Annotated in this window: 14 protein-coding genes; 7 read left to right on the forward strand and 7 right to left on the reverse strand. The window is 55.7% G+C overall.

Annotation, left to right across the window (positions count from 1 at the left end; all coding sequences use genetic code 11):
• Positions 1-35: 35 nt before the first annotated feature.
• Entirely contained in the window at positions 36-4,754 is a 4,719-nt protein-coding gene (locus ACGK9W_RS03360; RefSeq protein WP_405419057.1) for a hypothetical protein, read from the reverse strand.
• A gap of 306 nt (positions 4,755-5,060) precedes the next feature.
• On the opposite strand from ACGK9W_RS03360, the gene ACGK9W_RS03365 reads away from it, so the two are divergent.
• From ACGK9W_RS03365 to ACGK9W_RS03380, 4 genes are all read left to right on the forward strand, one after another.
• The gene (locus ACGK9W_RS03365) at positions 5,061-6,044 is read left to right on the forward strand and encodes a TRAP transporter substrate-binding protein (protein WP_104270328.1); all 984 of its coding nucleotides are present in this window, start codon (positions 5,061-5,063) and stop codon (positions 6,042-6,044) included.
• Between the two features lie 15 nt (positions 6,045-6,059).
• On the forward strand, positions 6,060-6,605 hold the full coding sequence (locus ACGK9W_RS03370) for a TRAP transporter small permease (protein WP_104270329.1): 546 nt from the start codon (positions 6,060-6,062) through the stop codon (positions 6,603-6,605).
• Entirely contained in the window at positions 6,602-7,861 is a 1,260-nt protein-coding gene (locus ACGK9W_RS03375) for a TRAP transporter large permease (RefSeq protein WP_104270330.1), read from the forward strand. The genes ACGK9W_RS03370 and ACGK9W_RS03375 overlap by 4 nt, the downstream gene beginning before the upstream one ends.
• Positions 7,862-8,541: 680 nt before the next feature.
• Positions 8,542-8,805: a fibronectin type III domain-containing protein gene (locus ACGK9W_RS03380; protein ID WP_075267683.1), complete on the forward strand. Its 264-nt coding sequence runs from the start codon at positions 8,542-8,544 to the stop codon at positions 8,803-8,805.
• A 31-nt stretch (positions 8,806-8,836) separates the two neighbouring features.
• On the opposite strand, the gene ACGK9W_RS03385 is transcribed toward ACGK9W_RS03380, so the two are convergent.
• From ACGK9W_RS03385 to ACGK9W_RS03400, 4 genes are all read right to left on the reverse strand, one after another.
• On the reverse strand, positions 8,837-11,404 hold the full coding sequence (locus ACGK9W_RS03385; RefSeq protein ID WP_405419060.1) for a CHASE2 domain-containing protein: 2,568 nt from the start codon (positions 11,402-11,404) through the stop codon (positions 8,837-8,839).
• A gap of 33 nt (positions 11,405-11,437) precedes the next feature.
• A complete protein-coding gene (locus ACGK9W_RS03390; RefSeq protein WP_008171400.1) occupies positions 11,438-13,075 on the reverse strand; it encodes a FecR domain-containing protein in 1,638 nt (545 codons plus the stop codon).
• Positions 13,068-13,802: a response regulator transcription factor gene (locus ACGK9W_RS03395; RefSeq protein ID WP_008171403.1), complete on the reverse strand. Its 735-nt coding sequence runs from the start codon at positions 13,800-13,802 to the stop codon at positions 13,068-13,070. The genes ACGK9W_RS03390 and ACGK9W_RS03395 overlap by 8 nt, the downstream gene beginning before the upstream one ends.
• A 111-nt stretch (positions 13,803-13,913) precedes the next feature.
• Positions 13,914-16,097, reverse strand: coding sequence for a DNA topoisomerase 3 (locus ACGK9W_RS03400; protein WP_405419063.1), 2,184 nt, complete (start codon positions 16,095-16,097; stop codon positions 13,914-13,916).
• A gap of 277 nt (positions 16,098-16,374) precedes the next feature.
• Between ACGK9W_RS03400 and ACGK9W_RS03405 the strand changes: the two genes are divergently transcribed.
• Positions 16,375-16,731 carry a BolA family transcriptional regulator gene (locus tag ACGK9W_RS03405; protein ID WP_008171407.1) on the forward strand — a complete coding sequence of 119 codons (357 nt, stop codon included), beginning with the start codon at positions 16,375-16,377 and terminating at the stop codon, positions 16,729-16,731.
• A complete protein-coding gene (locus tag ACGK9W_RS03410) occupies positions 16,728-17,351 on the forward strand; it encodes an L-threonylcarbamoyladenylate synthase (protein WP_008171409.1) in 624 nt (207 codons plus the stop codon). The genes ACGK9W_RS03405 and ACGK9W_RS03410 overlap by 4 nt, the downstream gene beginning before the upstream one ends.
• 21 nt (positions 17,352-17,372) lie before the next feature.
• Here ACGK9W_RS03410 and ACGK9W_RS03415 read toward each other — a convergent pair whose 3' ends face one another.
• On the reverse strand, positions 17,373-18,038 hold the full coding sequence (locus tag ACGK9W_RS03415; protein WP_008171411.1) for a hypothetical protein: 666 nt from the start codon (positions 18,036-18,038) through the stop codon (positions 17,373-17,375).
• A gap of 284 nt (positions 18,039-18,322) precedes the next feature.
• Here ACGK9W_RS03415 and ACGK9W_RS03420 point away from each other — a divergent pair, with 284 nt between their 5' ends.
• Positions 18,323-19,948, forward strand: a complete 1,626-nt coding sequence (locus ACGK9W_RS03420) for a methyl-accepting chemotaxis protein (protein WP_092033993.1) — start codon at positions 18,323-18,325, stop codon at positions 19,946-19,948.
• A gap of 27 nt (positions 19,949-19,975) precedes the next feature.
• On the opposite strand, the gene ACGK9W_RS03425 is transcribed toward ACGK9W_RS03420, so the two are convergent.
• Positions 19,976-20,623 (reverse strand): MBL fold metallo-hydrolase, encoded by a 648-nt coding sequence (locus tag ACGK9W_RS03425; RefSeq protein WP_008171415.1) that lies wholly within the window; start codon positions 20,621-20,623, stop codon positions 19,976-19,978.
• Positions 20,624-20,626 lie beyond the last annotated feature (3 nt).

Consider the following 20,626-nt stretch of genomic DNA (forward strand, 5'->3'; position numbering starts at 1 on the left):
CCTTCATTTGAAAGCAGGAATCAGTGTGGCGAAATTCAGTTGCCAGCCACAGGTGCGGATTTATTGGCGCTTACGATCTGAATCGCTTTTCTGATGGTGCCTTTGTAGCGGGAGGTGAGCGGCGTGAGGGCGTCCGCCCACTCGGTGAGCAGGTGGTTATATGAGCGCATCTGCGTGTGTGGCGTCTGGTGTCCTAGCACCCTCCCAATTGCCATCGCGCCGCGTCTTGTGAGACCGGAATTGGTTCCCAACATGATCGTTTTGATGACTTCATCGTCAGAAGATGGGGACAGATGTGATGCCAGAGGCGTGTGAATCCCGAACACGGCGCTGGTCAACACATTGCAAAACACGTGTCTTGCCTGATGCAGGCTCATCCTTGAATTGCCGGTGACGAGTTTAAGTGCTTTGGCAATATCTGAAGGAATCGATTTGGCAAAAGGGGTGAGAGTGCTATCGTTTGCGCCTAAAATCGGCTTGTTGGTGATATCCCCAGAGCGAGTTGTATATTGAGTAAGAATTGTCTCGACCAGCATCCGCTCAGTCTCAGCCAGCTCAAACATCAGCGGTACGGCTCGTCGGCTGTTCTGAGCATTTTTTAAGGCTCGAATCGGATTGTTCTGTACCAGCACCCAAGTCAGTTGGCCGGATTGGCACCAATCGGAACGGAGTAGACCTAAAGCCTCTTGTGCCCTGAGTCCAAATCGAAATGCGAGCAGAAGGACAAACGCTGCTTGCCTGCCACGATCCGCATCCGCAGGGTCCTGGTGCAGAAGTATTTTCAGAGCCCGATGATATTCTTCTTCGGAAAACAGCCGTGGGCGAACCGAACGGCCTGAACGCCTTATATCCAGTTCATCCCAGTCCGGAGCTGACACGCCGTGTTCGGTAGCCCAGTCAAAAAAGTCGATGAGTCGAGCTGAGAAGTAATGGAGATCTTTCTGCTTGTGCCCTTGGTGCTCCAGCATCCTTGCGCACAGTTCGGTGACCTCTTCCTCGGTCATGCTAATAAGGTCAGTGTTTGAGGCTAAGCCTCGAAACGCAGGCGACAGCGCTGTCAAGTAGCGCTTGATAGAGCTTGCAGCATAAGGTTTGTGTTTTCGATTGGGTGCTCCTTTTCCTCGTAGAATGCGGAAGGCGACCCAGTAGCCAATCATCAAGATCGCGCTGCTGACCTTGCGGGCATTTGAACGACAGTGTCTTTCGATTTGCCTGGCTATCGTCTCAGATTTGCTTTTGGTGTATTGATTCAAAATGTCGTGCAATGCGCGCAAAAATACCGCTGACTCAGAGTAAAACGCTCTGGAGTTGCCCAGGGGGGCCATAGCGGGAATGATGTTTGGAGTTTCCGGTTCTGGAAAGTTCTCGGTTGAATGACTTGCAGGGCTTTTGTAGCGGAGGCCTTCGACAATTCTGAGGTGGTCATATAGGCAGACGCTTGTGGGGGGATTCCTCTCACTTAGGGCCCCGGCGACTATGCCTGGTAATTCCACCAGGTTCGCTTGCTCGACTGCGTGATTTAAAAGATTAAGCACATGCGCAAAGGTGACACGTGTATGGTCGGCTTCATGTTGCGGCTTGGTTTTTCTTAGGATTGCATATAGTGAAATCAGGGGCTTGGGGCAGCGTGTCTGGTTCAGGTCTTTCATGCTCTTGAGACCCAGACCCCTTGCTAACATTCGCCCAGTGGCATGGTCGATTTCATGCCTTTGGACGGGTTGGTCAAAGTTGTCGTATTCCAGCGCTTCGTTGTACTCAAGGTAAACATGCTGTTTGTGCTGGATGATCCGATAGTTCCTGCCCCTGACCAGGTCCTCCAGTAGCTGTAGATAAGAAATGCGCTTTTCGATAGCAAGCAACGCCATCGCGAGTGCAAGTTCGTCGGATTTCGAATAACGCTTCTGTCGAATGTCTTGTTTAATCTGGCTTGCCCAGAGCTTTAGTTCAGGCATAACGCGCAGCGCCTGCGCACAGCTGCTGCGAAATAGGGATCGTTCATTCCCAAAACGCGACAGCCTATGCCGGATGAATCGGCGAGCCTGCGAATCCGCGTTTTCTAGCCACTGGATCAATACCTCCATTCGAATGGCTGCTCGCGGGTGGGGCAGGCCATTTTCTCTCAGCAACATGTGTTTGACGGCATCATCAACATAAGGCTGGTTTAGCTTTTCGCCATCAGGAAGGGGATTGGTTGCGAGAAAAAAGTCCAGATCCTTCCGGGCTGTGGATCGAGCCTCATTGCGCGCACGCAATCGCTCCCGATGGCGTTTTTCCTGACCAAAATATTTTGGTTCCTCGTAATTGATTGTGTCCGGGCGGTGATGAAGCTGAATGCGTTCATAAGAAGCCGTGGGCAACGACACCGAAAAGCCGAGTCGGTCAAAGCAGTCATCGACAACTTGCCGATATTCGTCAGCATCATGCTTCCAGCATTGTGGCGAATGGTCGCTATACGTTGTCACGCCGCGTTCTGCGTGTCCCAGCCAACCGTCAATTACTTCAGGATTAACGCCGTACCGTGCTAGTTGCTGTGAGAATCGATGTCGGAAAAGGTTTTTAGGCAGGCCAAACTCTAAAAAGTCTGATTCCGAGACCATCGGATCGTTGAGTGGATGCCAAAACCCGAAATGATCGAGTAAGAAGAAAAGGGGTAAATGATCAGACCTTCCTTGCAGCACGTTTTCGATGCGTTCAGCCAATCTTTTGTGTTGAGTTCGCACAGCATCAGAAAGCTTGCGAAGGTGCTCAAGATAGCTATTGATTATCGAAACAGCACCGTGTGCAAGTGGCACCATTCGACCGCAGTGGAGTCCATCGTCGTTTTTGTCGTTGATGAAAACTGCCGGCGGATCAAAGCAGAAATGACTCAGTGACTCGAATGGTTCCGATAAGTGGCGGCATCCGGTAGCTGCATAGAGGGCGGTAACCGTATAGGTTACGAGGTGGTTGTGAAAGGTGATTGCATCGCAGGCCCTCGTCGCGAAGAGCTTTTCGGTGCCTCGCTGTATGACCTCAATGAGGAACGACTCCAGTGGGGCCAGCACACTCCCAAGTAAGTTAATTCGTTCAGTACGAGCTGCTGCTTCTGTTCTATGGGATAAAAAGCCACTCCTTACTTCGTCGATATCCCAATTGGTGTAACCGCACGCAGCAGGAAGCGCAGAGCGTGGGTGAGCCGAGATCAAACGGGCGAGAGAGTGATCGCCTTTTGCATCAAATACTTTTTGCGATTGGGCATTGGCGAGTTTCGCGCTGGATAGTCTCGGGAAGTTTTGACGAGCATGTTGGTTGAACCAGGTGTTTATATCTTGAGAGCCGAATAGCGTCCACAGTCGTCGCAACGAGGGGGCGTCCTGATTGCCCTGGGTCGCGTGCTGAAGTATTTCCTGTACCCAGCTTGGCAAGGTAACGCGTAGACATTCCTCAAATGGCTCGATGAGTTGTTCGTCTTGCGGGCGGGGAAACCAGGAATTGTGACGCTTTGGAAGTATTCGATGCGCCGCGCTGGCATCCCGACAGATGCTCCACTCCGCTTGCATACTGTCAGTGATTTGAAACTCCAGTACGAACTCCAAGGAACGGCCAAAATTGATTGCTAACCACACCAATGCGGTGCCAAGCCTCTCTGAGAACTCGCCATTCTCCCGATTGCGCGTTAGCCAGTCTTCGAGCAGTTGATTTTCAGGAGGTAATGGCTTGTCCCATGACCAAGGCAGGTAGTGAGAGAGCTCTGCCGTCTGCATGACAACGCTGCGGCCTGATAATTGCTGCTCTTCCGGAGTCTCTTGGGGGTTAACATCGAAAAGAATCAGCTGCTCAAGATCGTCTGGATCAGCCGTGCTGCTATCGCTTTCTGAATAGGCTAAAACCTGTTGTGTCTCAGTTGTCCTGTCGAGTACGAGAGCGAGATTCGAGCGCTTAAGTTCAGTAAAGGATGCGTTGATGGCCGGAGCTACTCGGCGACCTACTATTGGGTTTCGCTGACCTTCGCTTACTTTTTGAACAGATCTGAGTAATAGAAGGCTCTTGCGGTCGTCGGGTGCGGAATACTGCGTAAGTAACTGGGTGGATGCGTATCTCAGCGCCAAATTAAATTGTTGATACGAGTAGTGCTTAGAAGTGAGGGCTCTCTTTGCCCTCGTTAGTAAGGCGTCGATGACTCCCCACTTGTCGTTCTGGCCAGGCAGACTTAGTGCACTTGCAACCTGCTGTATTTGGCTATCGTGGAAGCAGGCGTCTTTAACTGTCCTCTCAATTGCCTGCATGATGAGCCAAAGGCGGAGGGCTCGACGGAGTCGATTTAATTCATCGGTCCGTGATTGCGCCAACGGATTAACGATCATCTCTAAGAGGAAATGCTCGTTCTTGATGTCCGCTCCTGCTCTCCTTAGTGTGGTTTTCGTCCTTTCTCGGGATGTGTCATGAGGCATGCCCGAGAACGCAGAGGATATATCAATATCAGCGTTATAGGCGGAGGACAGTTCTCTCAACTGAAACGCATAGGGATTGGCATCCCACTGAGCAAGTAACGAGACCGAATCTTTGTTGGAAAGTTCGCGGGCAAGATTGCCGATGACGGTGAAGTTTTCTGTGAAGCCAAAGGTCAGAGCGATGGCTTCGAAAATTTCGGCAACTTGATGTTGTTCCGCCCAAGTTTTGATTGTCTGGAAATGGGGGCCTGGCAACCTTAAGGTCAAATCGGAGCTATCCGTAGTCGCGTCTTTGTGCCAACTCTGGCTCTGATTTTTTGTCATTAATGGATTTAGTCTCCAGAGGCTCAGATAGGCTAATACCCAATTTATACACTAATTTAGGAGGCATAAAGCATTTTTGGCACAAAAAAGGTGGGTTAAATTCATCGGTCTCATAACCATCCAGCCCCCGCTACCATAGTCTAGAAAGGCAGATCAGTTTCGTACTGGTCTGCCTTTTTTGTTGCGATATTGAGAACTTGTTTAGCCATATCGCCCGTCCAAAACTCCGTCGTTCTAGGGTATGCTTCGGGACTGAGTTTCCGAAACCATCGTTTGATGACTAAAACAACAGAAATGGAGCCTCCGATGAGTTCAATGAAACGCCTGCTTGCCGCGTTTGCATCCTTTGCAGTTATGTCTAGTGCCGCCGTTGAGGCCCGCGATTTTCGCCTCGGCTTGATAACGCCACCGCCCCACATCTGGACCAAGGCGGCCAACGAGTTTGGGCAGGATCTGAATGAACAGTCCGGGGGAGAGCATTCGGTAACGGTTTTCCCGGCCAGGCAGCTGGGTAACGAGGCGCAGATGGTTCAGCAGCTGCAAACGGGCGCACTGGATATGGCGTTCCTGACCATTGCTGAAGTTTCCAACCGGGTGCCGGATTTCGGCGCGCTATATGCGCCTTATCTGGTCGACAACATTGACCAGGCCGCGGAATTGTTGCGCTCCGAGGAAGCGAACAAACTTCTGGACCAACTGCCGGCCAACGTTGGCCTGGTAGGTGTAGGCTATGCCATGGCTGGAATGCGCCAGGTGCTCAGCCGGGATGAGGTTTCTGGTCCTGTCGATCTTGAGGGCAAGAAGCTACGCATTACCCCGTTCGAGCCCATCCGGGATTTCTACAACGCCATCGGCGCGGCACCCACGCCGTTGCCACTGCCTGCGGTGTATGACGCGCTGGCGAATGGCCAGGTCGACGCCATCGACATGGATTTCGACTCCATCCTGGTGCTCAAGTTTTACGAGCGCGCCGACCACCTGCTGATTTCCAACCACATGATGTTCCCCATGGTGGGCGTGGTATCTGGCAAGGTCTGGCGTGACCTGGGCAACGAAGACAGACAGCTCATCCAGGAAACCATGAAAGCTCACCTGAATGCCGTAATGGACAAGTTTGTGGCCCAGGAGAAGGATCAGGAACAGCAGCTCAGAGAGCTGGATATCACCGTGAAAAAAGCAAACCGCAGTGAATTCGCTGACGCCATTTCCGCCTGGGAAGACATCTGGGCTGAGAAAGCCCCGTCTCTTGGCATCCTGCGCAACGTCGCCGAGGACATCAAGGCCCAATAATCCGGGCGACGCACCATGCTTAAAGCTGTTTCGGATTTTGTCGCACGCATTGAAGCTGTCATCGCCGCATCGCTTGCCGGTGCGGTGACCCTGCTGATCCTATTGAATATTATTACCCGGTCTGCCGGTTACGCCATCTATTGGGTGGATGAACTGGCGATTTACTGCATGATCTGGATGACCTTCTTTGCGACATCCGTGCTGCTAAAACGTCGGGAAAGCGTTGCTGTCAATCTGCTGACCGAGTATGTAACAGGTAGCACCCGAACGGTACTGGCGAAATTCAGTGACCTGATGGTGCTTCTGTTTGGCGGTATTCTGGCCTGGCTCAGCTGGCGCTGGTACGACCCGTTCACGTTGTATCAGGTGGGGTTCGACCTGCAAAACTTTCAGGCGGAAACCTTCAACTTCATGTACGCGGAAAACACCAGCACCCTTGGCATCAAAAAGTTCTGGGTGTGGATGATTCTGCCCATTCTGTCGATCACTTTGACCCTTCATGGTTTAGCCAATCTTCTCAGTTCCGAGACTGCTCCCGAACAGAGCGTGGGTATGACATGACTGCGGTTGTCTTCGCCGTTTTGTTGTTTCTTGCGGTGCCGATCTCACTGGTCCTGGCGCTGACGGCGCTCTGGTATATCTACGATTCGGGTAATACCGTGCTGCTAGATTCCTACCTGCAACAGCTATTCGGCGCCATCCAGAGCTATGGACTGTTGGCGATACCCCTGTTCATGCTTGCCGGCGAATTGATGAATGAAGGTGGCCTTACCAGCCGGCTGGTGAACCTGGCGCGCATCCTGGTGGGCGGGTTTCGCGGAGGCATGGCTTACATCAACCTGGTGGCCAACATGATGATGGCGGCCATTATGGGCTCTGCTGCCTCACAGATCGCCATGATGTCCCGCGCCATGGTGCCTGCCATGGAGAAGGACGGTTACGAAAAGCCTTATGCCGCCGCCATAACCGCTGCCGGGGGATTGCTCTCGCCCATTATCCCGCCGTCCATGCTGTTCGTGCTGTTTGGCGTACTGGCCCAGGTTCCGATTGCGGATATGTTCATCGCCGGCATCATTCCGGGGCTGGTCATGTCTTTTCTGTTCTTTATCGCGATCAGCCTGCTCGGCCTCAGATATGAGTACCCGAAAGGCAGCTGGCCAACGCGACAGCAGGCCAAGCATTATTTCCTGATGGGCATTCCGGCGGCGCTTATTCCGCTGATCATCATCGGCGGTATCCTCACCGGGCTGGCCACTCCCACAGAGTCAGCCGCGCTGGCCTCACTGGGTGCTCTGGTGATTGGAAAATACGTCTACCGAGACCTCAAGTACAAAAACCTTTTTGGCGTTCTGAAAAGGACCGCCTTCAATTCCGGCATGGTCATCATGCTGATTGCTGCCGCGGGTGTATTCGGCTGGGTGATCATCTTCGAAAAAATTCCCCAAAGTGCGGCCAGCTGGATCGCCGCACAAACCACAGACCCATTCATGTTTCTGATGCTGGTCGTGGGTATCCTGCTGCTGGTGGGCATGGTGATCGATGGCATTGCCGCACTGATATTGGTCGTGCCGATCCTCATGCCCATAGCGGAAGCCCAGTTTGGCATTAGCGCCTACCAGTTCGGCGTGGTGGTGTGCCTGACGCTGGTTCTTGGCCTGCTTACACCACCGGTTGGTGCGGGCCTTTATATTTCTTCCGCCATGACCGGCGCATCCCCGATGGCTATTTTCCGGGCTTTGCTTCCGTTCCTTCTGGCAACCATTCTGACGCTGGTGCTGATCAGTTGGGAAGAGGGGTTGGTGCTGGCGTTGTTGTAGGGAACACCTGATTTGCAAAGAGACACGCTCTGTCACTTGAATATGGTCTCCTCTCATTTCAAGGTAGGGGGTCTGCCGTGGGTGTCTTTTGTTTGGGACTACCCCTTTAGAGCGAGTTGCTTCACTTTGCACCAGCGAACGCCTATATCTTCTTCAGATTTATCCCTTCAAGAGAATAACCAATTAATAATTGCTGTTGGAACGGGTTTTGTTCAGCTTGAAAAACTCGATCGCGCTTTTAAGTTGGTTGACCTGTTCCGTCACCGAACTTTGCTCTTCTGCGGCACTGGCAACTTGTGCATTTATGTCAGTCACCGCCTTGCGACTTCCCGCCTGATCAATTACTTCCCCGCTTTATTACAAATCCCTGACGGGAAATTGACATTTTCGTAATTAGGAAAATGACCACCGTCACACCGATAATCGTCCACGTTTTATACAATTTAACAAAGTCGACGATTTATTGGTGCTTAATGCATATGAAACGCGTCATCAAAGTGTCACAGGCATGGATCGCCGCGTTTATTTTTGGAGCACTTCTCACAGGCTGTGGGGGTGGATCATCGGGTAGTGCTAGCGTCGGTTCGCCGGGCGATTCTGGAGATTCCGCTGGTTCAGGCGGTCAAGTTGATTCCGGGGGCACCGGAGGACAAGAGCCATCTCCCGAGCGCTCCGCAGTATTGAGCTGGAGCGCTCCCCTGACTCGCGTTAACGGCGAGAGCATTCCGATGGGTGAGCTCGACAAATATGTGATCCGGTACGGTCAGGATGCTGACGAGCTGAGCGAAGAGGTGGTTGTCACCAATGCTCAGGCCGAAGCGGAAATGTCCTACGAGGTGAGTGGTCTGGACGCAGGGACCTGGTATTTCACCATCCAGGTTCAGGATACCAACGGGCTGATCAGTGAGCCCTCCGATGTTGTGAGCAAGTCCATCCGTTCCTGAGACTAGAACCCCGGGCCTGGAGTATGAAGTCTCAGGCCATCGGGTCTGCAATCGGGAGTTTGAGGGTGAACGCAGAGCCTTCGCCTGGTTGCGACGACACCGAAATTTCCCCTCTATGCTTTTCAACAACGGTCTTGACGAAGGATAGTCCGAGCCCCGTTCCGTGGACTCCGGCCAGCTCAGTGCTTTTTTGACGCCGGTAACGGTCGAACAGGTGCGGCAGTTCCTCCGGATCGATACCGGTACCTTCATCGGCAATTGTCAAACAGGCCTGATGGCCAGCGCGGAAGACCTGAATGCTGACGTCTGATCCACGCGGGCTGTATTGAACGGCATTGGTCAGCAGGTTGATAACGGCGCGCTCCAGAAGCTCTGCATTGCCTTTCAGCCACAAATCCTCGGTACCCTGTAACTGGAGTTGTATCTGCTTCTCTACAGCCTGCTCGCTGACGCTGTCACGGGCGTTCTCTACGATCGCCAGAAATTCGCATTCGTAGAACCGGGTTTCCGTTAATTGTTCCGCCCGGGCCAACTGCACGAATTCCTCGGCCAGGTGATAGCTTCTCCGGGCCAGCCGCCCCAGTTGTTCCAGCTGTTCCTGTTCAATGTGGCTGGGATCCCGTTTCAACTGTTCGATCAGGGCAAGCTGTGAAACCAGAGGCGAGCGCACGTCATGGGAAATAAAGTCGATTGCCTCGCGGTGCTGGCGCTGCTGCTCCCGCAATTCCGAAATATCCGAAATATTGGCAATGATGCCTTGCTGGTCGCTGTCTGGTAGCGAAAACGGTGCAAAATGAATCAGGAAATCTTTGTCGCGAATCCTGAGGTCTACGGTGCGGCTCTGTAATAGGGTCAGGGTGTCGGAAACGGTTTCATGCCAGGGTGGCGTTTCCCGCGGATCGTGTCCCTCCAGCAGTTTTACCAGGGGAAGGCCGGCCAGGCTCGGCATGGGCTCGCGGAACCATTCCTCTATGTGGCTGTTGGCAAAACGGATGACCCCCAGTTCGTCGGTCACGATGATACCGTCGGGCATGCGCTCAAAACTTCTCCGGATGAACTGCTGCATGTGGTTCAACCGATCCGTGGCGATGCGGACCCGCTCGATTCGTGCAGAAATGTTTTCACTGGGTCTGGCTGCAGAATCCGCCGGTACGGCTTGCTCAAGGTGCAGCCTGCGCAGATAGCGCTGGATGGCCTCGCGCCCGAGATCATTGGGTAACAGCAGGCCCAGGTGATAGCGGGTGCCGGCTCGCAATAGCTGAATCCAGCTGCGATTGCTGTCGTGAAACCAGTGCCCCGGAGTCAGGTCATCCGGAATATCGCTCTGTGACAGTCCACGTGCGGAGAGGATGTCGTTCTCCTCCATCAAAAGCCACCCTGTGGGGCGAAACAGGGCCTGGAAGTGCTCCAGAAGTTGTGTCGGGTTCCTTCCCGAGGGTGCGGGCAGGGCGACCTGGGGGCTTCTGGCCAGCTCGTCCAGTTGCCGGTTCAAAAATCGGTTGGTCATGGCCAGTCGAAGGCCGCTGGATACAGGAAAGGCCAAGAGTGGAACCAGCAGTGCGTTTGCAAGGGGAACCCACCATCGCATCGTCAGCAGCACGAACAGATAGATTCCGACCAGTCCCGCCAGTGCCGTCGCGCAGGCGAGAAGGGTTCGCGCAGGGCGCATGGGTGGCAGGGCGAGGGCGAGTATCAGGATGGTTGTCATGGCCAGCAGGGCAGACGCCCACGCCGGTGCGGGTTTAATCAACAATCCCTGCATGTATGCCGACAACACGTTGGCGTGGAATTCAACGCCGGACATCGGACGGCTCAGCCCCGAGAAGGGCGTGGGCAGTATGTCGCCAAAACCGGCGGCTGTGGCACCGACAAAGACTGTTTTGCCACTGAAGTGTTCGGGTGCGGCCGGCTGAGTGAGTACCTGTGAGAAAGAATACGACTGGAGAGAGCCGGCACCACCGATCAGGGGCACAGCACGGTATTGATCCCGAATATTGACATAGGAAGGCGTATCCTCGGTCTCCGGATTTTGTGGTCCAACACCGCTTGCGGCCAGCGCAAGGCTTGGCCAGAGCTGGTTCCCGAGGCCATTAAACAGATAAAGACCCCGGGCAACGCCGTCGCTGTCCAGTTCCACATGAGCATGGCCCAGACCGGCGGCCGCTGAAGCCAGCACTCCAACCGGCAATTGTTCGCTTAACAGGTACTGGGAGGTGGGAGGCGACAGATAGACTGGCAGAATAACGTTGCCGTGACTTCGCATCTGTTCTGCCAGTTGCTGGTCGTCTGGCGACGGTTCGGCGAACAGAATATCGAACACAATGGTTTTTGCGCCTGCCTCGTTGAGCTTGGCAATGAGCTCAGCGTGCAGATTACGGGGCCAGGGCCAGCGGCCCAGGCGATTCAGGCTCAGCTCGTCGATCGTCACCAGAACCACCTCGTCCGAGGCTTCCAGTGGATTCGAGGTGATGGCTTGGTCGTACAGCCAGTAATCCAGGCGTTGAGGTAGTTCGGTTGTCTGGATAAGCAGGAGCAGTGCCAGCAGTATCAGGCCCAGAGTCCAGGGGGTCGTTTTAATTGGCAGCCAATCCCGGTTCATGAGCCCTGCTGTGTGGTTCGGTCGATCAACGGATTATTCCAGGTACAATTCCCTCCCTGGTCCCCAACGGCTTTGCAGTGGACCATCAGAAAGAGCTTTCAGGCGCACAAAATACCGCCTTCCGGGAATAAGACGCAAGGCTGCCGTGGTATCAGGCAGTGTTGCCTCCTTGATGATATTGTTGAAGCCCGGCTCCTCCGAGAGTTGCAGTCGGTATTCTGCCGCCGTGTCTACCTTCTCCCAGAACACCCTTACCTGGCTGTCGATGTAGTTCACGCTGATGATCCGAACCGGAGGCAGGCTGCCATTGACCACCAGCTCCCGCGGCTGCGTTGTAGCAACTGAATTGCCGCCTGCTTCGGTCACCACGCGCCAGTAATACTTGCCGGGCCCAAGCGGGCGTGAGGGCAGGGCAGCCGTTTCGGGTGCCCACTCGCTGGTGGCGATCAGGTTCCGGAAATCCTGATCTTCGGCTATCTCTACCCGAGCCACTTCATTGTCGCCGTTAAGCTGCCAGCGAAACTCGGGCATATCGTCGTTGACGGTGCCCCCATCTTCCGGAGCAACCAGGCTGGCAGTCCTGGCCTGAAGATCGACTTCCAGCGGGACGACGCGTGGCATCCCCGCCGTGCCGCGAGTATCGAGTGCCGCCAGGTGTACCTCATAGCTGCCATTATCCAGTTGCCCGATATCAAAGCTGTTGCCTGTCAGTTTTCGGCTTTCTACCCAGCGGCCTGTGTCGCTTTCGAAGATGTCCACCCGGTGCATGGGGGCGCGACTTTCCTGCCAGGTCATGGTGGTGGGCAGTTGGGTCAGTCTCGGTGGCAGTGGATCGAGCGCCGGCGCTGGCGGTAGGCGGCGAATGCTCAGGCCGTCATTGTTAGTGGTGGACAGGCTGGCTCCGAAACCCGCAGGGATCCGGCGGGTCTTGCCGGGGGCCCCGAAGTCAACGTCGCCCTCGGTTACCTGCAGGCGAGTGCCCTCTGCCGATGTCTGGAGTGAAAATGCGGTACCTCTCACGGCGGCGACGGCCGAAGGCGTTTCAATCTCGAATCGTGCGCCTCCCTCCATGACCGGCTTCACTCGGGTGTGGATCTCGCCCCTGTCGAGTCGGAGTCTGGTATCGACCATGCCGGCTTTGCCGTATTGGGTCAGGCGATTGAAGATGAGTCGAGAATTCGGAGAAATCCTTACTTCCGAGCCGTCCGCCAGTTCAATGGTGGCGGTCCCGGACGCGGACAGAATTTCATCACCAACGCGGATGAGGGCGTCTTCACTCAGGGGTGTTTTCCGACCGGTATTTCCGGAAATCAGCTGTACGGTTCCGGTGACCGATGTCGCCCGCGCCGGCTGAGGTTGGCGCTTTAGCCAGGCAAGGGGAATTCGCACACTGTCGCCGGCACCCAGAATGGCACCGTTGCCAATCTTGTTGTATTGCAGAAGGCGACTCGCGGGATAATTGGGTGCGAGCAGGTCGTTGGCCACTTCCGAAAAGCTTTCTCCCGGCCGCAAGGTGTAGATCCACTCGGGCACCGGGTTGGCCGACGAAACGTCAGAATGCCCGGCTGAACCGCGCGTTACCGAAAGCTCGGCAGCCGCGGGGGCAGCCCAGGCAAGCAGTGAAAGGATCAGCAGCAGTGCCGGTAATCGCGGAGCCGGGCTGTCAGTCATTGGCTGCCCTGGCGGGTTCGTCGACGTCAAAGGCCTGGTCCTGCGCCTTCATGGCCTCCAGTCGGTAGCCCCGCTGGTAAATGGTCTTGATGCGGAAGCCGTTTTCCGGGTTCAGGCCGAGACGACGGCGCAGTCGGCTCATATGCGTGTCCACGGTACGGGTATTGATATCCCGCGCCAGACCCCAGACGCGCTCAAGCAGCATTTCCCGAGTCAGCAGCCGGCCCTGGTTCTGGAACAGGAACAGGGTCAGATCGAAATCCTTGTCGGTCAGCGTCAGTTCTTCACCATGGAGTGCAATGACCCTTTGCTGCGTGTTGATTTCGAACGGACCATAGCGAAGCACTTCCTTTTCGCTGTCAGGATTGGAGCGTCTCGCCAGAGCATTGATGCGCGCGCCCAATTCCGCCGCACGGGCCGGCTTGGCCAGGTAATCGTCGGCGCCGGCATCCAGAGCCCGAACAATATCTGCCTCGCTGTCCCGCTGGGTGAGAAACACGACTGGAATCGGCCAGTTCAGCTGGGCGCGAACGCTCTCGAGAACATCAATGCCGGTCATGTCCGGAATCTGCCAATCCAGAATCAGGAGGTCATAGCTGCGGTGCAGAACCGCGCTCAGGAAATTTTGGCCGGTCGGGAAGCTGTCGCAGTGGTGCCCGCTTTCAGACAGAATTGACTGGATGTGCTGTGCCTGTTCGGTTTCATCTTCAAGCAAAGCAATACGCATTAAGCCTCTCCCGGAGTGTCGCTCTCTTGCCTGGTATCGAGCAGAGCTTTCAATGGACTACTCTGCTATATCAATCAATTATCACAAAATGTGGATCTGCGTTCAGTATCGTTATGTAGACTTGCGTAAACGGACTGAAGGCTTTCCGTTGTCGTCGTCCAGTGTTTGTCGGCAGCCGGGGAAATTACTGCAGCCCCAGAACCAGCCTTTTTTCCCTTTTCGTCGCACCAGGGGCGAGAAACAGTGGGGGCATGGAATGGGTTTCTGGCCAGTGCCATCCTGAGGCGTGGCTTCTTCCAGCGGTCGGGTGCCCCGGCAATCCGGGTAGCGGGTGCAGGCAAAAAAGCGGCCGAATTTGCCCTCTCGCTCCAGCATCGGGGCGCGACATTTGGGGCAGTGGGGCTGTGCCTCTGGCGAGGTTGTGCCGATGCTCTCCGAGTCGACGGTCGGGCGGCCCTGGGGCCTGGCCAGAAAGCCGCGGATCTCCTCTTTGAGGGTATCCAGAAACTTTCTGGGGTCGCCCTCGCCACGGCGAATGCTCTCCAGGTTGGCTTCCCAGACGGCCGTGCGATCCGGCTTGCTGACCGATTCGGGCAAAGCACTGATCAACGCCTTGGCTTTGTCGGTGGCGCGGATATGCCGACTGTCGCGGTACAGGTAATCGCGCTTGAATAAGGTATCGATGATCGCAGCCCGGGTTGCTTCGGTGCCCAGGCCATCGGTCTCGCGTAGGGTTTTGCGAAGTTCGGTATCGGTTACAAATCGGGCAATGTTGGTCATTGCCGAGAGCAGGGTCGCGTCGGTGAAATGCTGGGGCGGCTGGGTTTTGCGCTCGCTGAGGTTGCTATCGTCGCAGAATACCGGTTCGCCTTTTTCCAGTCTGGGAAGCGGTGCCTTCTCCGGTTCCTTGCGAGCTTCTCGCAGTTTCAGTTCCAGCGTTTTCCAGCCGGGCACCAGGATGGCCGTTTCCGTCGCGCGGAATTCGTGCTCTGACACTCGTACCGTTAGCTTACCCTCCCTGTGCACGGCATCGGGCGCGAACTGCATCAGATAGTACCGGCTGATCAGTCCGTAGATTTTTTCTTCCGCGTCACTGAGTTTGCCGTTCGGCGTCGGGCGGCTGGTTGGGATAATAGCGTGGTGGGCGTCGACCTGTTTGTCGTTCCACGCGGAAGTCCTGCGGCCAAGGTCTGCGCCGTTGCAGGCTTGCTCCAGATCCGGTGCCACTCGGGCAATGGCTCTTATCACCTGCTCCCGCTGGCTGTAGTGGCCTTCCGGTAAAAACCGGCAATCTGATCGCGGGTAGGTGATGAGCTGGTGGCGCTCGTAAAGATTCTGGGCGGTATCCAGGACGTCTTTGGCACCCATGCGGAATAGCCGGCCTGCTTCAATTTGCAGGGCCGACAGGGAAAACGGCAGCGGTGGCGCTTCCGACCGATCCCGAAAGCGGGACTCGGTGATGGTGCCGGGTCGGTTTCGAACGCTGTCGGCAATCTGTTCAGCGACTTCCCGGTTGAGCAGGCGGTTCTCTTCATCCAGGTAATCCTGGAACTGCTCGTTGGGCTGCCAGCGGGCGGTGAAGGTTTGCTGGTCGGCTTCTTCCTCCTGAGCCCTGAACCTTGCTTCAATGCGGTAATAGGGCTTGGGCTGGAAGTGTTCGATGGTATTGTCACGTTCAACCACAAGGCCAAGTACCGGAGTCTGTACCCGGCCAACGGAATAGACCCCCTGTTCACCCTGCCGCTGATAACTGAGGGTATAAAATCGGGTCAGGTTGATGCCATAGAGCCAGTCGGCGCGTTGTCTGGCCAGGGCGGAATGGGATAACCGACGGAATTCCCGGTTGTCCCTGGGGCTCTGGATCGCCCGGGCCACGGCCGCTGGCGTCAAATCGTTGATCAGTATCCGTTGAACCGGGGCGCTGGCACCGAAATAGCGGATAACTTCGTCCACCAGCAGCTGGCCTTCCCGATCCGGGTCGCCAGCATGAATAATGGTCTTGGCCTGGCGAATCAGCGATTCCAGCACCTTTAATTGTTGCTGAACACTGTCCTTGGGCATGACCTCCCATTTGTCGGGAAACATCGGCAGGTCTTCCTGGCGCCATTTCTTCCAAGCGGGGTTATAGCGTGCAGGTTCTGCCGGTTCCAGCAGGTGGCCGATGCACCAGCTAACGGTGGCAGCATTTTCGCCAGTGCCACAGCGTATCCAGCCCTGGCCTTTCTGGTGAGGGCCAGGGAGGGCAGCGGCGATGGCGCGGGCGAGACTTGGTTTTTCGGCGATGTACAGGTGCATGGGGTTTGGGTGTTTTGGAATCGGGATGGGAATGTGGCGCTTTGGCTTTATGGTGTCAAGGCTCTCGGGTGTGTCCTGTATGTGTAGTAGACTGAGGGTGTTGGTGGAGGCGGCTGTGAAGATGGCTTTCCCAAAAGACGCCGTGAACCCATCCATGGGGGCTTGGTGCTGCCATCCTTGGCAACACACACTTTTGGGAAAGCCATCTCCACACCCGCTTCTGACCGTTCGCCATTCGCCCTCTTCCATCAGGGTTGAGCTGTAGGAGTCTCGAAACATGAAGATCCAGAATGCAATTGAAACCAAGCTGAACGACGCCTTCGATGCGCGTGTGCTTCAGGTGGAGAACGAGAGCCACAAGCACAGTGTGCCTCCTAATTCTGAAACTCATTTCAAGGTGACCCTGGTGTCGCCGGAATTTGAGGGGCAGATGAGGGTGCGGCGGCATCAGGCGATTTACAAGGTGCTTGCCGAGGAACTGGCGGGGCCGGTTCATGCGCTGGCGTTGCATCTATACTCACCGGAAGAATGGGAGGCGACGGGGCAGTCGGCGCCGGAATCTCCGAATTGTATGGGCGGGTCGAAGAAAGATCCGGCGATGGCGACGCGGACCGCACAGGGAGAGGGTTCATGAGTCAGTTTTTCCAGATTCATCCGGAGACGCCGCAGAAGCGTCTGATCAATCAGGCGGTGGATATTCTGCGTCGTGGCGGGGTGATCGTGTATCCCACGGATTCAGCCTATGCCATTGGCTGTCACCTGGGTGACAAGCAGGCGGCGGATCGGATCAAGCGGATTCGCCGTCTGGATGACAAGCACAACTTCACCTTGGTGTGCCGGGATCTTTCGGACATCGGGGTCTATGCCAAGGTGGACAACACCCAGTACCGGTTGCTGAAGAATTTCACGCCCGGGCCCTACACTTTCATTCTGGATGCCACCAGTGAAGTGCCCCGGCGGCTGCTTCATCCCAAACGCCGGTCAGTAGGCGTCCGTGTGCCGGACAATGCCATTGTTCAGGAGCTGTTGGGCGAGCTTGGTGAGCCCATCATGAGTAGCACTCTGATTCTGCCGGGCGAAACCGATCCGATGACAGACCCTTATGAAATCCGGGAAACCCTGGAGCATGAGCTGGATCTGATTATCGACGGGGGATTCTGCGGTATGGAAGCGACCACGGTCGTGGACTTTACCGGCGAGGCTCCGGTGGTTACCCGTGTTGGTAAGGGGGATCCGGCGCCTTTCGAGGTCTGATTCTCCTGATCCGTCTTTCCTTTATGCCCGGGCGTTCAGATTAAAGGCGTACGCCCGGCTATTCCCTGCAGCTTCGATTTGCTCGGCACTCACTGAGCGGCGCATGGTGTCGTAACGGTGCACGAGGTCCTGCAGGCCGTTAAATTGCTGGTTCTCGCTGATCAGTGTGTCCAATAGCGGGTTATTCACCCCGTACGCCTGATTCAGTTTGAGCGCATTGTCCATGAAATGCAGCGTTGGCTCGTTAACGCTGAGGCGATTGAACGCTTCCTTGAAGTTTTTGTTTACGTTCAGGTCTTTTTCAATCTGGATGCGTGTGTTGTCTGCGATTTTCCCTTCCACCGCAACGCTGCCATTCTCCGTTTTGCTCACGTTCAATGCGGTTGCCGGGTGCAGGTTGTATTCGGCAAGTTTGTGCCGCAGTGTTTCTCGAACGAAGGCAAGATCCTGCCCCACAGTTTGTTTGTAGTCGGTCATGGCCAGTCGGCGGGCTTTCAGCCGTGAGAGGTCAGACTGGTTGTTCTCCGAGGGTGTAAAACGGTCATCGCCAGGTGTCGGCTCGGTTTCCATGGCCTTTGCCTGTGCTTTGCCGGGCGCGGCTTCCGGCCCTGTTGAAGGCGTCTGGCGCCTTTCCATGGCCTGCTGGAACTGGGTGCTCGCCCGGATCAAAGATGTCAGTAGGGACATGGATGGGTTTCCTCCTTCGGTCAACCGGAGTGCGGTTTCCGAACAGTCAGCGTTGGGAATCACGAATGCTTGTCATCATGCTCTGCAGCTTTCAGGCCAACTCGATGAAGTCCCGGGCTGAGGGCTCCCTCCTTCCTTCATGTGTAAACGACTTTTCCCGGATCTGATCTGGGTCAGGAAATAATTGACGCATATCTATAAAGTTTGGCGACAGTTAGTTGTCATCACGAAACGTCAAAACAACGTCCTGGCCGCATGCCGCGCGGTCTCTGTGTCGGGTTACCATGAAAAAACAGTATTCCATCCGCTTTCTCTTACTTGCCGCTTTGGCGGCTGCCTTCTCCCTGGTGCTCGTGTTTACCGTAATCTACAGTGCAGACTCACAGCGTGATCATCTTGAAGAGTTCAGCCACAAATACGTGGATGGACTGGCAAAATCCTATTTCGATGGGCTGAATACCATGATGGTCACCGGCACCATCGGTAACCGGGATGTGCTTCGGAAAAAGGTGATGGCGTCTGAAGACGTGCTGGACGTGCGGGTGATTCGCAGTGACCATTTGAACCGGATCTTCGGCAACGGCAACGCGTCGGAACAGAAGCGGGAACCTTTGGACAAGAAAGCGCTTGCCGGTGAGCGGGTGGAGTCCTATTCCAGCAATGAGGACGGGCGAGTCTACACACTGATCGAGCCCGTGATCGCGATGGAGAACTATCAGGGCGTCAACTGTCTTGGCTGTCATCAGGCCAGTGAGGGAGACGTTCTTGGAGCCATTCGGGTGGACTATTCCATGGCTGACAGCGATGCCCGTTTGCAGCAGCAACTGCTGACCAGTGGCGGTATTCAGGTAGCCATCTTTGCTGCGGTGTTTTTCCTGACCGCCGCCGCTTTGAGTCGACTGGTGTTTTCCCGTTTGCGGCGACTCCACGACCGCATGGACGAGATCTCCAGAAATTCTGACCTGACCATTGAGCTTGAGGTTACCCGCAACGACGAGATCGGTTCCGTGTCCCGGGCGTTCAACCGGATGATGGCGAAGATACGGGAGAGCATGAATACCGTCATGGACAACGCCGAACAGGTTGAACAGGCGGCCAGAAGCATTGCGGGGAAGGCTGACACGACAGAGAGGGAAGTGCTTGCCCAGCGTGACAACACAGATCAGGTGGCCAGCGCCACTACCGAGATGGCCGCATCTGCGGTTCAGGTCCGGGAAAATGCCATTCATACCACCCGAAAATCCGCAGATACTGCGGAATCAGCGAGCAAGGGTGAGAGCCTTGCCCGGAATGCAGTAAAAAGCATCGAGGCATTGAACACCGAGGTCCAGAGTGGCGCAAAACGCATTGAGCAGCTGGATCAACGTACCAGCCAGATGTCGGATATGCTGGAGGTAATCTCCAATATCGCTGACCAGACCAACCTGCTGGCGCTCAATGCCGCCATCGAGGCGGCCCGTGCCGGAGAGCAGGGGCGCGGTTTTTCTGTGGTGGCCGATGAGGTGCGTGCGCTGGCGTCGAGAACCCAGGATTCAACGGAGGAAATCCGGAACACCATCAACGGACTGAAGGGAGAGGTTGTCGATTGTGTGGCCACCATGCGCCATGCCTCTGAGATGGCAGAGCATCAGGTTTCAGCCATTCTGACCGTAGAGTCTGAACTGCAAACCATTGCCTCTGCTGTGCGGGAGATCACCAACCTCAATCAGGAAATGGAGAGCGCTGCCAACGAGCAGAGCGATGTCTCCGAATCCATTAATCACAACGTGATTGAAATCAGTCGCTCGGCAGAGCAGACCTCCGGGGATGCCAAGGAGACAGCGAGAATTGCCGGAGACCTTCTGGCCATGGCCGAGAATCTCAGGAAAACCATCGAACAGTTCCGGCTGAATCAGGAAAGCCGCCTTTAGAACGGCGGCGTGGGTCTGGCGACAGGCTCAGCCCCGATGGTCGGAAACAAAGGGGTTGGTGGCTCGCTCCCGGCCAAAGGTGGACATCGGACCGTGTCCGGGAATGAACGCAACCTCGTCGCCGAGCGGGAACAGCTGTTCCCTGATAGAGCGAATCAGTGTTGCGTGGTCGCCCTTTGGAAAATCCGTGCGTCCGATGGAGCCATGGAACAGCACGTCACCCACAAGCGCCAGACCGGATTCCTTATGATAAAAAACCACATGCCCCGGTGTGTGGCCGGGGCAGTGAAGGACCTCCAGAGTCTGGTTGCCCACCGTGACCTGCTGCCCATCTTCCAGCCAGCGATCCGGGGTGAAAACTTCCGGGGCCGGAAACCCGAACATCTGCGCCTGCTGGGGCAGGCCAACAATCCAGAAATTGTCTTCCTTCTGCGGCCCCTCAATGGGAATACCCAGCTCTTTGGACAGCTCCGCAGTTCCGCCGGCATGGTCAATGTGGGCATGGGTAAGCAGAATTTTCTCGACCGTCACGCCTTCCTCAGCCACAGCGGCGCGAATCTTCTCCAGATCCCCGCCCGGATCGACTACGGCTGCCCGGCGCGTCTTTTCGCACCAGATCAGTGAGCAGTTCTGCTGGAAAGGCGTGACCGGAATGATTCTGTAGTTCAGTGACATACC

Source organism: Marinobacter flavimaris (genome assembly GCF_045057155.1).
In the GTDB taxonomy this organism is placed as follows: Bacteria; Pseudomonadota; Gammaproteobacteria; order Pseudomonadales; family Oleiphilaceae; genus Marinobacter; species Marinobacter manganoxydans.